This window comes from Brevibacillus fortis (assembly GCF_003013395.1).
Taxonomy (GTDB): domain Bacteria; phylum Bacillota; class Bacilli; order Brevibacillales; family Brevibacillaceae; genus Brevibacillus; species Brevibacillus fortis.
Genome location: NZ_PXZM01000003.1, coordinates 1 through 20,648 on the forward strand (window position 1 = coordinate 1; position 20,648 = coordinate 20,648).

The window sequence follows — 20,648 nt, forward strand, 5'->3', positions numbered from 1 at the left end:
ATCAAAGCCCCGGTGACGAGCAGTGCACACAGAGAGAACAGTCCCTTACGAAATCCCTTCATGTTGTAAACCCCCTACCAAATATATTTTAGTAATTTCGAACATTAGCTATATTCACATATCGTGCCAATCGAGAAATCGAAGAGGAAAAGTAGAAGCAATAGCAAACGAGAGGCTGTCTAAAGCCATTCTTAGGCCGTTTGCCATGAGTTGGGTGAGTATTTTGAAAATACAAAAAAGGCGGCAAAATCCGCCGCCCTGCGAAAATTGCCGCCGGCCATTTCTGCCGCCTCGTCTATTCCTCTTCTTGTTCATCTTGGTATTTTTTCAGCTTATCCCGCAAGGTTCGCTCGCCCATCTCCAGCAATTGCGCTGTTTTACGGCGATTTCCTTCCTGATGGGCGAGGGTGTGCAGGATGACCTTTTTTTCGATCTGCTCCAGCGTATCCCCGACGTAGACAGGGATCAGCTTTTGCTTGCTCGTGACCTGCTTAGGCTGCGTCCCTTGCAGTTCCTTTGGCAAATCTCGCTTTTCGATCAGGGATGAGCTTGTCAAGGCAATCGCCCGTTCTACGATGTTTTGCAGCTCTCTGATGTTGCCGGGAAAATCGTAGCTTTCCATCACTTGCAGCGCTTCCTGCGAGATACCGTCGATCGGCTTGCCCATTCGCTCGCTAATTTTTTTGATAAAGGAATGAACGAGCAGCGGCACGTCCCCTTCTCGTTCGCGCAGAGGAGCGAGTTGGATCGGGATGACGTTGAGCCGATAGTACAAGTCCTCGCGAAAACGGTGTGCTTTGACTTCCTTCCAAAGGTCTCGATTGGTCGCCGCGATGATCCGCACGTCGATTGATTTCTCTTCCAGTCCTCCCAGCGGGGTCACGGTTCGTTCTTGAATGACCCGCAGTAGCTTGCTTTGCAGGGACATATCCATTTCCCCGATTTCATCGAGAAAGATCGTGCCGCCATCAGCTAGCACAAACTGCCCGGGCTTGCTCTGCATGGCTCCGGTAAAAGCCCCTTTTTCATAGCCAAACAGCTCGGATTCCAACAAATTATCGGGAATAGCTGCGCAGTTGACTGCCTGAAACCGCTTGTTTCTGCGTTGTCCTTGGTAGTGGATCGCGCGGGCGACCAGCTCCTTGCCTGTTCCGCTTTCGCCGTTGATTAACACACTGGAGTCAATGTCTTTGACCTTATCGATCAGATCAAGGATTTGTTGCATGGCTTTGCTGTTTCCGATCAGACCGTAGCTGTCGGACAGCTTATCCAGCTCTTCGCTTAGCCATTTGACGCGCGTCTGCAGCTGGTACAATTCTTCTGCTTTGGATAGCAAAATGTCCAGCTCGTCCATCATCAAGGGTTTGGTCAAATAGTAGAAGGCACCGTGCCGCATGGCTTCCACGGACGAAGAGATGCTTCCGAAGGCAGTCATCATGATCACTACGGTATCCGGTGACAGCCGTTTGATTTCCTTGAGCACTTCTGTTCCGTCATGAGCCCCGATTTTTAAATCGAGCAGGACGAGAGCGATCTCTACCTGCTGGAGGAAAGGCAGCGCCGCTTCTGGGTCGGTGAAGGTATTGACGAGATACTTTTCCTCCAAGGCAAATTCAAGTGACTGACAGATGGCAGGTTCATCATCAATGACTAACAGATGGTGCATAAGAGTCCTTCCCTTCTGTTTCTTGCTGTGGCATCGGCAAGCGAATAATCATGGTGGTGCCGTGACCAAGCTGACTGTGCAGGTCGATGGCCCCTCCATTTTCTTTGACTAATTGATAGGTGATCGAGAGTCCGAGACCTACCCCATTTGCTTTGGTACTGAAGAAGGGCTCGAAAATGCGGTACTTGTCTTCTGGTGACATGCCATGCCCATTGTCTTCTACTTCGACGACGACCATCTGCCCCTCTGTATATCCGCGAATATTCAATTTGCCTTGCACCTCCATCGATTCAATGGCGTTGAGCACGACATTGATCCAAATCTGCTTGGTTTGGTTGATGTCAGCCTCGATACACAAGTGAGGGGGAAGGCTGAGTGACACCTGAACCTTTTTCTCTTTGATCTTCTGGCTGCACAGCGCAAGGACCGCTTCCATCAGGTCAGCGACACGGAAACGGGCTGGGTGCGGCGGTTTTGGCCGGGCGTACTCCAACAGATCATTCACGAGATCATTCAGGCGCAGGATTTCGCCAGGCACCTGCTGCGCGAAGAAATTGCGAAATTTGGGGTTGTCAAATTTGGTCGGCAAAAGCTGAGTATAGGTGAGAATAGAGGTCAGGGGGTTGCGGATTTCGTGTGCAATCCCCAAAATCAATTGCCCTAACGACCGCAATCTGTTTTCGCTCTCCAGCTTCTTTTCCATGTCTTTTTGCTTGGTCACATCATGAAAGTTGATGATGGCTCCTGTGATTTCCTTTGCAGGAGAAATAATCGGAAAAATATTGTAGCGGATCACCAGCCGTTGGGCTTGCCCGTCTCGTTCCCTTTCCCAAACGATCTCCTGCTCCAGATACGTACTACCCTGCATTAGGACATCCTCGACCTGATTATTGGGAATAAACTCTGCAAGAATCGTTCCGCTCAGGGGAAGGCCCGTTAAATGGTGATCGACGTCAAGAAAGTCGACTGCTTTTCGATTCATCAAAAAAATGCGGCTGTGCTGGGTGAGTGTGACATAAAAGCTGTAGGTACTGTTGAGTAGCTGCTGTTGAAATTGCAGATTCTCCTCGAGCAGCGCCATTTTTTCTTTCAGCTCCCGATTAATTTCGTGGATCTGGGAGGTTCTTCTCTGTACTTCCTTTTTCAACATGCGATTCCACCATAAAATCCCGAGGACGATCAGTAGGCCAATGCCGGAGCCCCACTCTAGATAGAGGCGAAGGCGCTCCAAGTTAGGCGTGTTTGGTCTAATGTACTGTCCGAACCATTTTCGTTCGATTTTGTCATACGTTCCGTTTTGTTTGATCTTGGAGATAGCCTTGTTGATCTCAGTCAGTAGCTGCACGTTTTTAGGAAGAACCGCGACTCCATAATCAGTCGGATCGATCGGGTCGCCTACGATTTTGATTTGGGATTGCTGGTTGTTTTTTTGCAGGAAGTACTGCCCCGTGATGCGATTGCCGACAAACGCGTCTACCTTTCCGTCGAGGAGCAATTGCACAGCTTCTTCCTGACTGTCTGTCTCGATGAAGCTGGTATTTTGAAGCTCAAGGAAAAGATCAGCCGCGATGTCTGCTTTTTGGAAGGCGACCCTCCGACCAGTCAGGTCTCCGATCCCGAAGATGTGCACATTGTCTGTTCGCACGAATATCCCCTGGGAGCTTAAAAAGTATGGAGCTGAGAAATCGTACAGCTTGTCACGCGCAGGACTGTATTTCATTCCTTGCACGGCATCGACATGTCCGTTTCGCAAGGCATCGAGAGCTACATTCCAGGGCAAGGGCACGAATTCAATTCGCATACCTGTCTCAATCGAAATGGCGTTCATGATGTCTACATTAAAGCCGCTGAAAACGCCAGTCTGGGCAAAGTACTCGAAGGGCGGAAAATTATTGTCCCCTGCGATGCGAATGACTTTTTCCTGATGTACCTCGCTGGGGATCGTCATGCCGATAGTCATGAGCAGAATCACTCCGAGCATCAGCCCGATCCCTATTTTCTTTCCGCCAATCATGCTATGCACCTCCGTTCACCGTCTTGTTGTTGAAAAGGATAAAGTGTTGTTGATCGAAATTCAAGCGCCTATTGTTTCGTGAAAATAAAGTTGTAGGTAATAAATGAAAGTATTAGACCGACTTAGGTGGCGTGTATAGATGACATTGCCTACTGGAGCTCGCGTTACCTTGTACGGGCTGCGCATTTCACCGATCAAACGCTCCATGAAGGTATCGGCGCTCTTATAGGCCAGCTTGTCATCAGGTATCGAGCGCTGGGACGAGCATTTGCAGCTTTTGCTCCGTTAGTTTTGCCTTTTCGCTAAACTAATTTTCCTGAAGTTGAGCTGCTGCTTGTTGGTTGTCTGCCTAATTTGCCATGACTGTGCCCCAGGCTGGTCAGATAGTCCACGGATAACAAAGAAGACCCAGCCTAGTGCCAGGTCAACGTCTTCCTATTTGCTATTTATTTTACTTCTCTAACGTTCTCGGAAATTGTTTTAAATTTTACAGGAACCTCTCTCTTTTCTACTACTACTGGGTTACGGGGATCGGTCACGTCTTCAAAGACAACCGTAAGTCTCGTTCCAAATTCCGTTTTGAATTCTCCTACGCCCTGGGTGCGAATTCCATTTCGGAGCCAGTGATCATATGGATAATTGAGCTCTCGATTTACTCTCTCGAAGCCCTGTTTATCTTTGGCCCAAGCCCATGTCTGTCCTAAAGAATAGGACAGATCTGGCACATTTCTATAGAAGACTCTGCCAAACAAATCTGCTTCAATGTTGTTTTTGCCGGAGATCGTCATTTTTTCAAAAACATAATTGACCTTATATGTTTTATACGGGGGAACAACAACGTTTTGAGGAGGTGCAATGAGGGTTCTCTGTACGGACTTTTCTGTAGTATTCGCTGTGGACATATTATAGTCGACACTAAAATTATGCGATGCAGAAACAACCCACACAGTAGCAGACGCATTGTATGCATAACCAAATGTCCAACCCGTTGTATTTGTTGTACTGGTCGTCTCAGTAAATGCATGTTCGTAAGCTGCTGATGTCATCGTTTGTGTAGATGGCAAGTTGTTCGTTAACAAACTGTCATGTACCGTTAAAATTTCCGTATTCTCGATATTGGAGCTTTGTATATTACTGCCACGCAATACAAAATCGTCTATCTTATGATCTGTGTAATACTGTCCCCAGCCTAATTGTCCATCATCACTTTTAATCATTTTGACAATTCTTTCGTCAATATCTTGAACAGCGCCACTCTTGCTTTGTTCCGCTGCCATCACATTAGCTGGCGGAGCCACAACGCTTGGTACTACGCAAACGGCTGATGCCAACAGCAAGCACATCCATTTTTTCATTCATACTCTCCCCTTTTCTTTTACATGTACGAGGCTTACAGCTTTCGTTGTTGCAGTAGACATGCAGTAGACAGTTCCCAGCCAACACGTTTGCTACATGTAATTGGTGACAGTCAGTCAAAGAAGAGTATAGAGAGGCGAATCTACGAATTGCGTTTCTCCTCCTTCCGCTTTTATTCCATACCCTCTCGACAAGGCCGATTATGCAGGAAAATATTTAAAAAAGTTTCAGTTCCTACAAAAAGAAATGTTAATATTCAAAAAAACCATGAATTAACAAATTGGAAATATATTCATGAGAAGTTTGTGCCAAACAGAGGGGCTGTCCGTAAAGTCGCGAATTGGCAGACTTTTTGGATAGCCCCAACGAAACAACTCTCTTTTCGAACATTCTCTGTTCCTGTCAATGCCAGCTTAAAATAATCTCTGTCACTGATATTTATAGGTTCGTCCAAGCGTTCAGTACATTGCCAGAAAGATCCGTGAGGACAAAAGCGTCAAATCCTGTCCGCCTAGCTTCTTGTTCTAAAAAAGATTTCTTTTCATCATGCTGTATATGATCTTCTTGCATGATGGCATATTGTGAAACGGCTTCTATATATTGAAGGTTCGCATTCCTTTTTGCTTCTACATACTTTGCTATTAATTCTGCTCGGGTCTGTAAACTTGATTGATTTCATATGAAGATGTTCTCCTTTCAGTAGCTTTGAAATGGAATCGCTTGAGATCATTCTTTCATTTTTCCGCCTCTTTCCCAATGAGGATTGTAATTGCTGTATATGTATAAGGATGCAAGATAAGTGTTAAAAAAGTTCGAATATGAGCTGAGTCATTATGAACATTCGTAAAGACTGTTAATATTTTTCTCAGCAGCCGATTCGCTTCATTTGTCAGGAAAAGTAAATAGTCCCTTTCGGTTGTTGTAATCAACGGAAAGGGACCAATGATTTAAAGCTGTTCGAGTAACCAAGTGCATGCAGTCAAAGCTTTGTTCAAGCTGTCTTGCAGATGCTCCAGGACTGTAGTGAGATCCGCACTGTCAGCAATTGTTTTTTCTGCGACGGCTACTGCATCGATCAATTCAATAGCACCTAAATTCGCGGCTGCACCTTTTAGGGCGTGAAGCATGTGTAAGGCCAAAGCATAGTCATGAATTGACACGCACTTCGTTAACCGCTCGAAGAAAGTCTCATATTCTTTCTGAAAAACTTGTAACATTCTCTTGTAGATATGTGTTTTTCCATCCAGCCTGTCTAATGCTTCCCTGACATCGATGCCAAGCTCTGGGGAGAAAACCAGATTAGTTTTGTCCCTCCATTCAGAGGAATTGGATTTTCTTGGATTGACCTTCAAATGAATAGGCAACGCTTCGATTAATTGAGAAGGATTAACTGGCTTGTAGAGCACGTCATTGAACTCCTTGTGTAATGATAGCTGCTGGGTAATGTCAGCAGTAAGGAGGATGATCGTGATCTGGGAAAATCGAGAATCTTTGCGGATTCTCTTTGCCGTTTCCAAGCCGTTCATTTCGGGAACATGCAGATCCATCAGGATGCCATCAAAGACTTCTTTCTCAAGGATTTGCAGAGCTTGCCTTCCAGTTTCGGCTATCGTCACCTTATATCCATGTGCTTCAAGAAGATGCTGGATAACAATCTGGTTGATTTTGTTATCTTCAACAAGAAGGAGATGTACGCGATCACCAGGAACGGGTGGGGCCTTCTGTGCTTCATCTTCATTTTCTGGTGAAGATTCTTCAAAGTAATCCAGTGAACAAACAGCGGCTACTGCCTGAGTTAAACATAACGAAGTAACAGGCTTAACCAAAACTTTGTCTGGTCTGTGTTGAACAGGTAATTGTTGAATGATCCCCCTTCCCTCCAGAGTCGTATAAGCGATCGTCCTCATGTCGTCCCGCATTCCTTCCATGATCATCGGCAACCAGGTTAGTAACGGATTCGATTTTTCGTACGCTAACTCCCCGTCTACTATCAGGACATCGAATGTTTGGGTCTCCATGCATTGTATGGCACCTAACCAAGTATCCGTGCCAATGATCTGGTTACATAGGGGAGAAAACGCTTTTATCAAGCTATCTCTTACTCTTTCGTTTTCTTCTGCGACAAGTATCCGAACCGGCAAGAAGAAAGGCTGGCGGAGTTCCTTTGTGCTTTTTTCGAATGGAAGAATAATGTTAAACTCTGTTCCAATAGTAGGTTTGCTGTTGCATTTGATGGTTCCACCCATTGCATCCGTAATATCTTTTGCAATTACCAGCCCCAGACCAGTTCCACTTTGGTACCAAGTCGTTGCTTCTTCTGCTTGTACGAAAGGTTGAAACAGTTTATTCATGATTTCAGGGCGAATCCCTATTCCGGTATCTCTAATGACAAATTCTAATTTGAATTCCTTATAAGCATCCTCTATCTTTCTAACGGTAAGCTCAATCATGCCTTCATCCGTGAATTTGATCGCATTACTTAACAAATTCAACAATACTTGAGCCAGTCGGAGAGAATCTCCGGTAATGGTATTCGGTACATGGTCGTCTATTTCGACAAGCAAGTCAACCGGTTTATTTCCCAACAGCACGCTCAAGGGGCCACTGAGTTGCTGAATGATTTCCTCTAACTGGAACTCTTTGCACTCCAATGAAAACATTTCTGCCTCTATTTTGGAATAGTCCAGTATATCGGTAATAATCTGAAACAGTAAGCTTGATGAATCCATGATCTTTCGCAAATATTCTTCCTGTAGCTCATTCAAGCTAGTCATTTGTAGTAGCTGGCTAAGTCCAATTATCCCATTCAGCGGCGTTCTTATTTCGTGACTCATCTTCGCAAGGAAAACGCCCTTGGCATGATTGGCTTCATCAGCCTCCTGTTTTGCGTTTATTAATTCTGCCTGGATACGCTTGAGTTCTGAAATATCTCGGATGATGGTAGAAAAGAATACCTCACCGCCGTCATTTGGGAAATGAGGCACAATGACTTGTGAGATAACTATACTTTTTCCAAGTGGCGAATTAAACTCGGACTCGTGTACCCAATGCCCTTTTTGTTCGGCGATATTCAATCCGTCCTGAATTAACTTTTTTGTCTTGTCAGAAAAATAGTACATCAAACTTTTATTTTCATCGCGTAACTGATTGATACCCAAAAACTTCAACCCAGCTTGGTTGATATAAAACATGTCGCAATTTGCATCAAAGGTTGCAATAATATCCCGGGCATTTTCTGCAATATTGAATAGACGATCTCTTGTGCTTTCATTGATCTTCGTTTCACGAGCGAGAATGACATAGCCTTTTATCGCTCCATTTGATGACATCATGGGGCTAACGTTGGCCACTACCGTAACAGAGTCTCCATTCCTTGTTTTCCAGAGCCACTCCGTATCCACCGGAAAGCCTTTACAAGAAGGAAATACGAATGCATGACAATCTGCATCTACTTTCCTACCGTATTCCTTGGAATAAAAGGATGCGCGTTCGACGAGTTGTTGGTTGTCTAACCACAAAAGAGGAGTTTCTTTTCTCAGTACTTCTTCTGAAGAATAGCCAAGCACATCTTCTGCCCTTTTATTAAAGGAACGGATTAAGAAATCTCGATCCGTCACAATCATGACATAGTGATGGTGATGAATATACGAATCATAAGGTTCGAGAAGATCGTGTATACGGGTTAGAGGTGGATTTTCACCAACAGAACCTGGGCTGACGTCATCTGTTTCTTTTCGGATTTGATTTTGATTTCTACTGTGCTGTTGTCGTCCATGATACATACCAAATATGAACAAGCTTGACAGTACCAACTCAGCTAAGAGAATGCCTTCTGCATGATCCAACCATACTGTGATGAGGGGAATATCCCATTCCTCGATGGGAAGTGCTAGTCCTTGATACCAATTTGTATTTGGCACTTGGGCGTAATACATTCTCACATCCTGGCTTAAATCAAATTGACCGTAATTTCCTTCTGACCTGACATGTTGCTCTAGTGCTTCTTTCAGCTCAGTATAAAGGAGATGATTGAGTTGTCTGGCAATGCTTCCTTGCGTGCTGTCGATCAGGACGGTTGTTGGTTGAATGAGCAACCACATTTGACTGTCCTCTGGAACCCCTTCTATGCTTGAGAATGCTGAAAATGCTTTCTGTAAGCTGAGAGTTGCTATAGCTGCACCAACCACTTGCTGTTGATAATCGAGAATGGGAGCAGCTATTTCCACGCAATGATTGTCGTTTTCATCCTGGTAGGGATCAGATAAAGTAGTCCTGCCATTTAGCGCTTCCTGAAAATGAGCTGTGGACTTTATGTTTTTGGAACTTCCATCCCTTAACATTTCATTTCCATTCCTATCAAAGAATTCTAAAGACAGGTATGTTTCGTCTGAATCCAGAATCATCCTCGTGAAATCATCTAATCTTCTCTCAGTAGGATCATGATTATCAAATAGTTTTCCAGCCGTTTCTAACTCTGTGATTCGTGCAAACAACCAACTAGAAGTCTTTTCCGTAGCATCCATTACGAGCATGAAGGATTCTAATTCTGTCTGATGGATTTGATGTTGAGTAGAAATGAGGTACTTGGCGCATTTAATACCTGCGAAAGATAAAACTGCATTTATCAGAAAAATGATGATCATTCTTTTACGAAGTAAACGAAACATGACTCCCTCACATATCCGTGGCATACAATTGGAGATTTAAATGAAACCATAGTATAATTTACTATATTGTTTTTCGATACATACTTTTCTTTCTTACGAAGTAAAGGATGGATTCAACATGAATACTATACTACTCATTGAAGATGACTTGATGATTGGCGAGATGTTGTCTATGTATTTAACTGAAGAAGGGTATAGCGTGACTAGGACTGAAACCGCATTAGCCGGGTTTGAGTTCGCCTTAAGCCTCAAACCCGACCTGATCATCCTGGACCAATGGCTTCCAGATCGCACCGGGATTGAACTCTGTGGAGAAATACGGAATGAAATGATTACCCCGATTCTGATGATTTCGATGGACATGGAAGTTCGGTTACGTATTGAAGCTTTGCAGGCTGGAGCCGACGATTACGTTTGCAAACCTTTTAGTATGCGTGAATTTGCTGCGCGTGTCGCCGCTCTCTTGCGTCGAAGCATGTTTGCCCAACGAGTTAACGAACCAGCTAATTCTCAGGAAGTTAGTACAGAAGATCCAATTATGATTGATCATGAGCGCAGGACAGTCTATTTGCACGGTGATCCTGTTACGACTACTTTCACAGAATTTGAAATCCTTCGACTAATGCTCAGTAATAAATCAAAGGTTTTTAGCCGAGAAGAATTAATTTATGCCCTGCGAGGGTACGACTCCTTTATTACCGAGCGTGCCATTGACGTACATGTTGCCAAGCTCCGTAAAAAATTAGAGGATAAACCGAACGATTCCAAATACATCAAAACCGTCTGGGGAGTGGGCTACAAATTTTGTCCTGACGGTGAGTAATAGTTCTCCTCAATGATCGATTGATTATTCTGCGTATTATGGGGCAAAAGTTTGAGATTTAAGTGAATCTCGTATGATAAAAATGACTGTTTCCTTCACATTTTTTTCATATTTGTACGAATGTAGTGAATAAATAGAATCACCAATCAAGAGTTTCTACAATATTCGGCATAAATCCCCGAAATATAGATGACTCCTGGTGAGATTCAGAAGTCATCTATATGCCGGCGACGTTGTCCCTCTTTGACGGGCCATGAACTTCTTGCAGCGCACATACACCCCGACTTAATACTTCATGAAGGGAATCGTAAATTTTGTAAAGCTATGTTTCTCACTCTCCACTTTAATCAAGGCATGATGTGCTTCAATAATGGCTTTGACCAACGCCAAGCCTACCCCTGTCGAATCATGCTTGTTACAACCTCTTGCTTTGTAGAATCGATCAAAAATATGCGATAATTCCTCAGCGTCAATTCCTTCTCCGAAATCTTGAATTACCAGCTCCGTATAGATCGGTGTATCTTTACTTGAATCACGATTTTGCTGTTGAACGTGGAATGCTCAATCGCATTCTTCAGCAGGTACCTTTAACAAATTGTGAATGAGGACATTCATCCTGGAGATTTGAACTTCATTATTTCGCAGGAGATTGCTCATTGATGACAACAGAATAGTCCCCATCGATTAGCCTGATTTTAGCGTTTAGCGCTCCTAAATGGACCTAACCGTGATAAATCACAGAAGAATTTGTTCGGATGAGTTCTACAAAGCAAGACTCAATCGAAATGCTCAAACCTGTTCAAAATACTTGAATGAAAACCGTTGGCATAGAAGATATCATTTTCGGTGGATTGAATTCTATCCGATACCTCAAATGATAGAAAAAGGTACGCCATTATATGAAAATCTCATCAATGAGTTTGTTGAAGAGCAAAAAAGGAGGAGGATTTCAAGCGACTATAAGCCGTACTTTACGCATAAAGATCGTGAGAGGTAGCATATTCGATAATTTATCCAAAGTAAGATGACGATTTTCAATGGGTTTTGGTCGATTTCAGTCCTCAGCGACTATGCAAGAATAAACCAGCTTTTCGTAGCTGGTTTATTTGTTTAGAAGTAGTCATTGTATAATTCTTGCTGCTGTTCCTCTGCAATGTTCTGTAAGTCATATGCGTTAATTCGAAATAACTGATAATCGCCCATTTCCGATTTTTTTGCGGCGAGCTTACTTAGAAATTTCGGTGAGCCTTCGTTTTCTTCATCGTATACTAACAAGATACCGTCTGAATTGGATAGCAAGAATTTGTCTTTCTCTCCAAGCTGCCAAACTCCCTGGTAAGGTGTTTGATAGACACTATTAATATAGTCGGCTTGCGTCACAATATTTCGGTAGTAATCCTGGGTTTCTTCTTTCCACTTCTCCTCTTGATTCAAAAACGGAGTAATTACCGCCAGTTTTAGATGTGGATACTCCTTTTTCAATTCCAGAACAGTTTCGGCTGCCCACATTTCTACCCCGAGCTGACCTGATATGATGACCCATTCCAATTCTTCCTCAAGGAATCTTACGAGTTCCCGCTTCAATGCTTTCTTAATAATGGCTAACCCCGGATTTTTTTCATTGAAAATGCCAAGCTCGTGAGCCTTGTATCCTGAAACAATTATACGTTTTAACATGTTGCCACCTCTAGTTTAAAAGAACGCTAGCAGAAATTAGATTTCTTTTCACTCACTATCTCTTCATTAGTGTTCCGTCTCATATTTTTCTTATATTATCACACATTTGAATGACTCAGGATAAATTGGATGATTACTTTCCTATCTTTCCTGAAGGTGAGCTGCTGCTTGTTAGTTGCCGGCCTATCAATTAATAAAGAGGCTATCCATAGTCTGAAGACTCATGGAATCGCCTCATGCTCGATTCAAATTTTTGTTATTTGGGGTAGTACAAGCGTAGCTGACACCACCCGCAAAGTAAACAATTACCAGCAGTTAGCAAACATCCACATAAATAAGTGTTACTCTAACGAGAGTCGTTATTGAAAAAACTCTTCAAAAGCGCGTTTAATTTGATCGTTTTTTTCGGAGACCGCGAAGAGTATAAATTGGTCCTTCACCCTCCAAACATGCTTTTCCACGAGATGATATTCTATCGGGCGATAGTCTCTAAACTTTACGGTCTGCGCCTCAATTCGTTTCTGCACTTTCTCTTTGACAACATCGATCTGATTGATGTCTTTTAATTTTAGTACCAAGAGCTCATCTGCCTCCACATTAGATGAAGCCGTAAACAAGACGAAATCTTCCACCTCTTCAGGAGCAATCTGGTAGAGCTTTTGCAGTTTCGTAAGATCGCCTTGTTTCATTTCCTCCAGCTTTACAGTTTGCTTGATGTGTTCCCCTACCTCCGTCGCTGTATGAATCGAGGTATCTTCTTCTGTATTCGAACATCCAGTTATCCCGCCTAATAAGATTGTCCAAAAAAGTAACGGAACCAACCATTTCCAATAATTATTACCTCTGTTAACAAGCAATCCTGCCATATTACTTGATCCCCTTTCCTCTCGCCTATTCTGTTAAAGTCTGGATAGATGGATCTTCAAAAAACGTCTGGACATTGTATAGCAAAAGCATGTCGTGAATGTGCTGTTCCTGTATGAGTTTCTTGATATCCCCATCATAATATCTGAGATCAACGACATAGATTTCTTGAAAGTTATGCGTCAAAAAAGGAACCAAGCTATTAGCGTAGGAGTCTTTGACCACCAGCAGTTTTCTGCCCTCCTGGTTTTCCGTACTTATTTTAATCAAGCCATAATTTCCGCCAAGAAAGACTGTATACTTGTCCTTCTTCTCTAATTTCTCTCTCTCGTACAGAGAGTCCGACCGCCGCTGCTCATCAACATACGTGACATCGTACGTCTGACTCTTCTTTGGCAAATAAAGATCTATGCTGTCTGGCCTCACATGCCTGTAACCGCTCTTGGAATACAAAGAACCATAAAAGCTATTTGTCACAGTTTCCATACGGAAATCTTGTTTTGTTTTTGGTTCAAATCCCATCTTCTTGCCCAACTCCTGATAGGCATAGTAAGCGCCATGGGTAGTCCAATGATGATCTGTTTTATAATAAATAGATTGATCCTGATTGGCGATAAGCGCCGGATAGACATCTACGATATGAATCTGTTTACGTAAAGATTGATGCACTTTCGTTCTATAAGCGAGCTCGCCAGGATCGGTGGCATAGCTAGGGAGCTTGTCGGTTAGCACACTCTGCGCCGTAGGAACCAACATCACGTATTTTCGTAGAGCGGGAGTCACTTCATCGAACGCATGGATCGCTGTGACCTTTGCCTTCAGAGTATCCTCGGTAGGCGGGGTGAATTTTTGCAGCAAAAATCCATCTTTACCCAAATAAACCCCGTTGCTCTCCTTTTTCCCAACCATCCGTTCCGCCTCCGACTTTAACCCGATCCAAATATCCCTTCCCGCAAACTGGTCAGCAATGTATTTCTCTACATCGGAAGCAAACGTTCCCGACATCAGACTTCGAAAGGAAAAGCTCGCTCGTTGCTCCAAACTCCGATTTTCCGATTCTGAGAACAGTTTATCTGGAGTCAAAAGGTTCCATGCCGTCATGCTCCCCAAAAAAACGATCAGCAGAATTGCGACCATGCGTGTGTACGTAAAATTAGGTCTGTTCAGAAATACCACCTTCTTCAAAATCGAAAGTATAAGAAAGGATTGTACGTTTCATTAACCAGGAAAGCTGTGGACATCAGGAGAAAAAAGACATGCATGGCAACAGCGGCAGCATTCCCCGCCAAATGAAATTTTTCTCTCAAGTACGAAACAACTTGCTTCGGAAATGGAGTCGCGCACACGGCCATCAGGAGCAAGAGAAGCCAATGAGTCGACAAGAAGTAAAGTGATTGCGTGTCAGTGACGTTATGCGAACCGAATCCAAAAATGGTTTGGATGAATGTCCAGGCGTCAGAGATATGCTCCAATTCAAAGAAGACCCATCCAACGATCACAACTAGAATCGTATAAACATGTCCGACAAAGGCATGCGAGTTTTGCAGCCAGCGTAACAGAAACCATTTTTCCATCATAATAAACAGCCCGAAATACATACCCCAGATAACAAAATTCCAACTTGCTCCGTGCCATAGCCCGGTGAGAAACCATACCACAAGCAAATTGATGAACTGCCGCAGTATGCCTGCCCGATTCCCCCCAAGGGGGATATACACATACTCCCGGAACCAGGTACCTAATGAAATATGCCATCTGCGCCAGAACTCCGTTATGCTTTTCGAGATGTAAGGGTACCTGAAGTTTTCCATAAAATCGAAGCCAAACATTTTGCCAAGGCCGCGCGCCATATCCGAATATCCGCTGAAGTCAAAATAAATCTGAAAGCTGAAGGCGATGATGCCAATCCATGCGGAAAGAACAGAGACTTCATCAGCAGGCACTGTTTTCACACTCGTCCACAACGTACCGATGTTGTTGGCGAGCAGCACTTTCTTGGCCAATCCTTTTATAAACAATTCCGCCCCTTCGCCAAATCGTTCCAACGTCACTTTTCGATAGGAAAGCTGGTGGGCAATATCGCCGTATTTCACGATAGGCCCGGCCACCAGCTGGGGAAACATCGTCACGTAGAGTCCAAAGGACAGCATATTTTTTTGTACAGGCACCCGATCTCGGTACACATCCACGATATATGACATCGTTTGAAACGTATAAAAGGATATACCCACCGGAAGCGGAAGGTCAGCAGTTTGCACATTCAGACCGAACCAATGATTGAGATTGTCCAGGACAAACCCGCCGTATTTGAAGAATCCGAGAATGCCCAAGCTTCCGGCAAGTGACGTAATAAACACCGTTCTGGCAATCCCTTTGTGGTGTCTATACTTGTCAATCAATCGGCCATTTGCATAATCAAAAACCGTTGAAAAGAGCATAAGGAAGACATACACAGGTTCTCCCCATGCATAGAACACCAGACTCGTGGCAAAGAGTACAAAATTTTTTAGGATCGTTGGCAATACAAAATAGAGTAATATCGTGATCGGCAGAAAGTAGTACAGAAAGATGAGACTGCTAAATACCAACTCTGACCACCTTCAGTCTTTCGTAGATTTTAGAATGTTAGCTCATGTGGTCTTTCAAGAAGTCCAACAGAAGCCCGTAATATTTTTCCTTAAAATGGATGCCGTCCTTATCATACAGATCTTGATTGCTGACAAAGATCGGAGACAAATCGACGAACGCCACTTTTTTCTCAGTAGCAAGCACTTGTAATCCTTTGTTGTAATCGTTAATTTTTTGATAACGAGGCTCGATCTTTTCCGCTTCCACAGTAACCGGTGTGACCGATAACAAGGTTATTTGTGCTTCTGGAAGTCCTTTTTTGATGCTGTCGATTAATTTCGCATACTGCTTATACGAGTATGTCAGGGGATCGTCTGTCGGCCATAGGATGTCATCTGATCCCAGTTGAATAAAGACGTGCTTCGGATTTCTTTTTATCAGCTCACTAACATCCTCCAACGCGAATTCGGCTGTTTTGCCTGCACCCGCACTCACATTGGCTGCATCCAGGACATCATGGTAGGAAAGCCCCTCCATAATCGAATCCCCTACAAATACACTTGTTTGAAACATCTTTTTGTACGGAGCCTCCGTTGCAGTGGAAACGGAACTACTCTCTTGTGGTACGGAGGGTGGTGTTGCTTGATTTCCGCATGCAGTAATTGATAATGCAATAATTCCTGTCAGTATCGTTACAAAAGTATTTTTTCTCATGGTATTACTTCCTTTCAAGTGTTTTCAGTTGTTCGTAGATAATCTTGTATACCCTCTATTACCGAAGCGGCAATACGATATTGAAAATCTTCTTCGAACAGTTTTTGTTCTTCCGACGGATTGGTTAGATAACCAACCTCAAGTAATACTGCCGGCATATTTGTATCCTTGACGACAAAAAAATCAGCTTTTTTTACACCCCGATCCTTAAAGCCGGTCGCATCTCTCACATGATTCTGGATGCTCTGTGCAAGCAGAAGGGATTCCGGATGATAATAATACGTCTCTGTTCCCGAAACAGTAGGATCTGTATAGGTATTTCCGTGGAGAGAGATAAACAAGTCTGCCCCCAACTGATTTGCAAATTGCGGTCTTTCTCGCTCTATCGAAGATAAAAAGCGATCATCGCTTCTCGTCAGATATACCTGCATGCGCGAATCCTGCTCCGCTAACTCCATTACCTTGCGTGCTAGCTGCAAAGTAAAATCCTTTTCGACTTGACCACTCACTCCCTCCGCGCCTTGATCTTTGCCGCCGTGTCCTGGATCGATGACAATCTTGTAGGCGGGCGAATCGACTTGCCTAGCATTGCTGATGTCAGGATGGTTATACAAAAAACCAAACATAACCATGACAAATACGAGCAATGCCATAAAAATGAATTTCTTGTCACTGATCATTTACTGCCCCCTCCTCTCTTTCTTACATTCAGCAAGGATTTCGTCTTCTTGCTTAGTAAGAGAATACTAGGGGGAGATAAAGATAAAGTGCAGAATAAATCGAAATGGATTAAAGAATACGCTAAAACGAAAAGAAAACAAAAAAGCACAGAAGCGAGTTCTGCACTTGGGTAATAGTGTTCAGAGAAAATAAAGTTTTAGACTCGCAGGATCATTAAGCTATTGGGCAGTTTAGCACAATAATCACAGCCGTATTCTGATAAAATAATTCTTGGGAGGAAGTAAGACTGAGTTGACTACATGTAAGAAGTATTAGTACTTCGGGTAGCTCATCGTCTATATGCATTAACAGGATCTCGAGAAAAAGCTCTCTTTTTAGACATTCTCAAGCTTCTTATTTCTGGATATGTAAATAAATCAAAAAAATAGGAGAGGTATAATGGAAATATACAATAGGTTGAATCAGATTAGAATTGCGAACAAATCAACTGCAAAGCAAAAAGTTTTTTCAATAGTATGTGCAACTGTTGCCGGAGTTATTTTGGGTTTAGCAGCAAAAATTGTGGATAGTCCTGATTTCAACCCAATATTCACTAGTATAGGTGATCGTCTTGGTATATGGGTATTTGTTGCAACACTTTTATCGGTTTTTAGCTATTCGCCCAAATTAGCGGCTGTAAAAATATTCGCCTTTTTTGGGGCGATGCTTACCGTTTATTATGTGTACACAACGCTTGTGCTACATTTTTTCCCGGAAAGAGAAATTATTTTTTGGAGCATATGCGCGGCTGTATCACCTGTTTGCGCTTATATTATGTGGTATGCGCGTGGAAGCGGATTGTTTTCTAATATTGTTTCGGCCTTTCCAATCACAGTATTGCTGTCAGAAGGATTTGAATTACGTAACGCTTACTTACCCTTTCACACTCATTACTATTTAATACCATGGCTTATAGGAATATATCTAATAATGATAGTTGTTTTGTTACTTACAATCCCGAAAAACAAAAAGAAACTATTGGCCATTCTACTAATAGCTATTATTATATCTTTAATCATGATATATTTTAATGTCTTTGCCCGTATATTCCCTGGAATGAAAAGTGTATTGCAAAGCGTGATCTGATAGAATTACGATAGTATCAGAAAAGAAATGGGCAATTTTAATCAGTCTATGACTTTATTATTCAGTTTAGATCCATGAATTGCTTCAGTCTGACGTTGAGTCTAAAACTAATTTTCAAATATCTATTGATTTAGAAGACCGGGACTCCTTGAACGATAAGGGGTTCCGGTCTACTACTTTATTTTCACTGACCAATCTGGCTGACGAGATCAGAAGGCTAGACGGGATACCTATAAGCACATGAAGGATGCCGAAGTATTGGAGCACGTTGCAAGGCTTTTCCGCGCTATTTTATTCATTTGTGCTGATCACCACCCAATACGCCTCCAACTCTATGGAATCTCCTCTTTTTGCAGACAAAGTGATATTGTTTACACTAGAATGATAATAGCAATGAATATTTTTCCATTTCTACATTACTTACTGGATGGTGATGACACTCATGAAAACTTACTCCTTGTCCCCGTGCAAGCTTTTGCAGATGACTTTACTGATTCCGGCCCGCTCCAATTCCGCTTGGATCATATAGAGTTGGATGAATCAAAAAATCCACCTTTGGCATATGCCACTGTTTCTTGGGGAAATACCAGCCCGAGTGAAATTGAATATTTGGAAGCGACTCTCGACCTTTATAGTAAAAACGGCAAGAAAATCAGCCTGGCACCAGCTACTATCAAAAAAGATCCTGTGTTAGCAGGTGATAGTGAACTGAGTCTTGTTGCAGATCTTCAATTCAAGCTCGTAAAAGACATTACGGATGCCTCTCAACTAGATGGAGCTTATATTCGTGATCAGCTCTCTTTTAGCCCGGGAAGACAGACGATTCCACAGGCTAATATCGAGACGAAACTGCTCTCTGCCTCGTATCGAGATAACAAGCTGCATGTGGAAGCTGCTGTATTCAACATAGGTGATGCAACTGCTACTAACTTCAAATGGGATTCTGTGATTGTAGGCTGGGGGGAGAAACCACCCTATTATGATGTCATATACACAAAAAGCATCCCTTCCTTAACGAATCTCTGACATTGGAGCCAGGGCGATTTGTCAAAGTATCCTTCGATCTCCCGTTAGAAGGACCTGCTGTTCCTTTGCCAGAAATAAAAGACATCTCCTTCAGGTTGGAAACGGAGTACGGTCACTCAACGCCCCATCGAATTAATCGTCAGGAAATATTCGTCAATAACCAGAGGCTAGACTCAGATATTGTGGATGACTATGACACCATGTACGTACCGTTACGCGATCTAGCGGAAGCACTCGGAGCTACCGTGACCTGGGAGGAGCGTACTCAATCTGCTTTGGTTAAGAAAGGGAACACATCGATACTTACCTCAGTAGGAAACCCTTATTATTCGTTGAATGGGGATCAGGACAGGGTATTAAATAGCGAACCAAGACTATTTCAAAACACCACCCTTATCGTGCCTTTGCGATTCTTTTCCGGACTACTTGACAGCGAGGTCATCTATGATCGGACGTGGGCGAAAGAGCCAATTGAGCTAATCATCGTCATTCCAAGATCGAATTAAATACACTCATATCTAAAAGCATGCCCGGAAATAATCAGTCATATGGGACGAAAGCTGCTCCACACTTCTAGGCTTAGAGAGGAGTGGGTGTCACGATCAATCCCCTCGGTAATAACCTTTCAAGCCATAATTGAGGAAATCGACCCGTCAGCCTTTTACGCTGAATATAAAGACTGATTCAAGCAAAGGAGAAAACAATGGACAGAAACAAATTCTCGGCGATAGCCCACAGGGATCATGAATTTTGCAATCCGATCAGCGAAAGCAAGATCAACACGATTATTAATCAAACAATGTTGACCCCCAATGATAAAGTGATTGACATTGGAGCTGGAACAAGTGAATTGCTCATCCGTTATATTGAGAAATATAACATTTCAGCCACTGCTATTGAGCTGTATAATGGTTCGATCGAAACGGCTCGTAATCGTGCCAACGGGAGAATTTCGTTAGACCGCATCCAATTTGTCAATGAAGATGCAAAACAAGTGATGGACAATTATTCCACTTTCGAGTTTCGTCTGGGTATATGCATTGGGTCTACACATGCAATTGGGGATTTAGCAGCTACGTTGCGAGCGTTGAGGAAATGCGTTCATCCCGGTGGTTATATTCTCGTTGGTGAGGGATATTGGAAGAAAAATCCACCAAATGAGTATTTACAGGCGCTCGGCGCACAACTTGAAGATTTGAAGACACATCATGGAAATGTAAAACTGGGTGAACAGTTGGGGCTGACACCGCTTTACTCCGTTGTAGCAAGTGAAGATGATTGGGATGCATACGAGGGTCTTTATGCGAGCTCTATTGAAAAATATTGCTATGAAAACCCTAATGATCCCGACGTGGAAGTTATGCTAACAAGAATTAGGAGTTGGAGAAATACGTATCTAGAATGGGGTAGAGATACATTAGGTTTCGGTCTATATCTCCTTAGAAATTAATACTAAACACTACCAAT

15 protein-coding genes and 1 pseudogene are annotated in these 20,648 nt (G+C 43.1%); 5 read left to right on the plus strand and 11 right to left on the minus strand.

Annotated features, from left to right (window positions below; translation table 11 throughout):
- Positions 1-295: 295 nt before the first annotated feature.
- The 4 genes from C7R93_RS01825 to C7R93_RS01845 all read right to left on the minus strand — a co-directional run bounded on the left by C7R93_RS01825 (position 296) and on the right by C7R93_RS01845 (position 9,703).
- The gene (locus C7R93_RS01825; RefSeq protein WP_106837203.1) at positions 296-1,666 is read right to left on the minus strand and encodes a sigma-54-dependent transcriptional regulator; all 1,371 of its coding nucleotides are present in this window, start codon (positions 1,664-1,666) and stop codon (positions 296-298) included.
- A complete protein-coding gene (locus C7R93_RS01830) occupies positions 1,644-3,680 on the minus strand; it encodes a transporter substrate-binding domain-containing protein (protein WP_106837204.1) in 2,037 nt (678 codons plus the stop codon). The genes C7R93_RS01825 and C7R93_RS01830 overlap by 23 nt, the downstream gene beginning before the upstream one ends.
- 446 nt (positions 3,681-4,126) lie before the next feature.
- Positions 4,127-5,035: an ETX/MTX2 family pore-forming toxin gene (locus tag C7R93_RS01840; RefSeq protein ID WP_106837205.1), complete on the minus strand. Its 909-nt coding sequence runs from the start codon at positions 5,033-5,035 to the stop codon at positions 4,127-4,129.
- A gap of 948 nt (positions 5,036-5,983) precedes the next feature.
- Positions 5,984-9,703 (minus strand): ATP-binding protein, encoded by a 3,720-nt coding sequence (locus C7R93_RS01845; protein ID WP_158264002.1) that lies wholly within the window; start codon positions 9,701-9,703, stop codon positions 5,984-5,986.
- 118 nt (positions 9,704-9,821) lie between these two features.
- Between C7R93_RS01845 and C7R93_RS01850 the strand changes: the two genes are divergently transcribed.
- On the plus strand, positions 9,822-10,526 hold the full coding sequence (locus C7R93_RS01850; RefSeq protein ID WP_106837207.1) for a response regulator transcription factor: 705 nt from the start codon (positions 9,822-9,824) through the stop codon (positions 10,524-10,526).
- 285 nt (positions 10,527-10,811) lie between these two features.
- Here C7R93_RS01850 and C7R93_RS01855 read toward each other — a convergent pair.
- The 7 genes and pseudogenes from C7R93_RS01855 to C7R93_RS01885 form a co-directional block, all read right to left on the minus strand.
- A pseudogene (locus C7R93_RS01855) lies at positions 10,812-11,107 on the minus strand (sensor histidine kinase); the annotation flags it as partial.
- A gap of 529 nt (positions 11,108-11,636) precedes the next feature.
- Positions 11,637-12,203, minus strand: coding sequence for an SLOG family protein (locus C7R93_RS01860; protein ID WP_106837208.1), 567 nt, complete (start codon positions 12,201-12,203; stop codon positions 11,637-11,639).
- 359 nt (positions 12,204-12,562) lie between these two features.
- A complete protein-coding gene (locus C7R93_RS01865) occupies positions 12,563-13,069 on the minus strand; it encodes a DUF4358 domain-containing protein (protein ID WP_106837209.1) in 507 nt (168 codons plus the stop codon).
- Between the two features lie 25 nt (positions 13,070-13,094).
- Entirely contained in the window at positions 13,095-14,168 is a 1,074-nt protein-coding gene (locus tag C7R93_RS01870; protein ID WP_106837746.1) for a DHHW family protein, read from the minus strand.
- 80 nt (positions 14,169-14,248) lie between these two features.
- Positions 14,249-15,655, minus strand: a complete 1,407-nt coding sequence (locus tag C7R93_RS01875) for an MBOAT family O-acyltransferase (protein ID WP_106837210.1) — start codon at positions 15,653-15,655, stop codon at positions 14,249-14,251.
- 37 nt (positions 15,656-15,692) lie between these two features.
- A complete protein-coding gene (locus C7R93_RS01880) occupies positions 15,693-16,349 on the minus strand; it encodes a GDSL-type esterase/lipase family protein (protein ID WP_106837211.1) in 657 nt (218 codons plus the stop codon).
- A 14-nt stretch (positions 16,350-16,363) separates the two neighbouring features.
- Positions 16,364-17,029, minus strand: a complete 666-nt coding sequence (locus C7R93_RS01885; protein WP_106837212.1) for an N-acetylmuramoyl-L-alanine amidase family protein — start codon at positions 17,027-17,029, stop codon at positions 16,364-16,366.
- 439 nt (positions 17,030-17,468) lie between these two features.
- Between C7R93_RS01885 and C7R93_RS01890 the strand changes: the two genes are divergently transcribed.
- From C7R93_RS01890 to C7R93_RS01905, 4 genes are all read left to right on the plus strand, one after another.
- Positions 17,469-18,155 (plus strand): hypothetical protein, encoded by a 687-nt coding sequence (locus C7R93_RS01890; RefSeq protein ID WP_106837213.1) that lies wholly within the window; start codon positions 17,469-17,471, stop codon positions 18,153-18,155.
- Positions 18,156-18,395: 240 nt separating this feature from the next.
- Positions 18,396-19,181: a hypothetical protein gene (locus C7R93_RS01895; protein WP_146142402.1), complete on the plus strand. Its 786-nt coding sequence runs from the start codon at positions 18,396-18,398 to the stop codon at positions 19,179-19,181.
- Between the two features lie 2 nt (positions 19,182-19,183).
- A complete protein-coding gene (locus tag C7R93_RS01900; protein ID WP_146142403.1) occupies positions 19,184-19,687 on the plus strand; it encodes a stalk domain-containing protein in 504 nt (167 codons plus the stop codon).
- Between the two features lie 197 nt (positions 19,688-19,884).
- Positions 19,885-20,631 (plus strand): SAM-dependent methyltransferase, encoded by a 747-nt coding sequence (locus C7R93_RS01905; protein WP_106837216.1) that lies wholly within the window; start codon positions 19,885-19,887, stop codon positions 20,629-20,631.
- Positions 20,632-20,648: the final 17 nt, after the last annotated feature.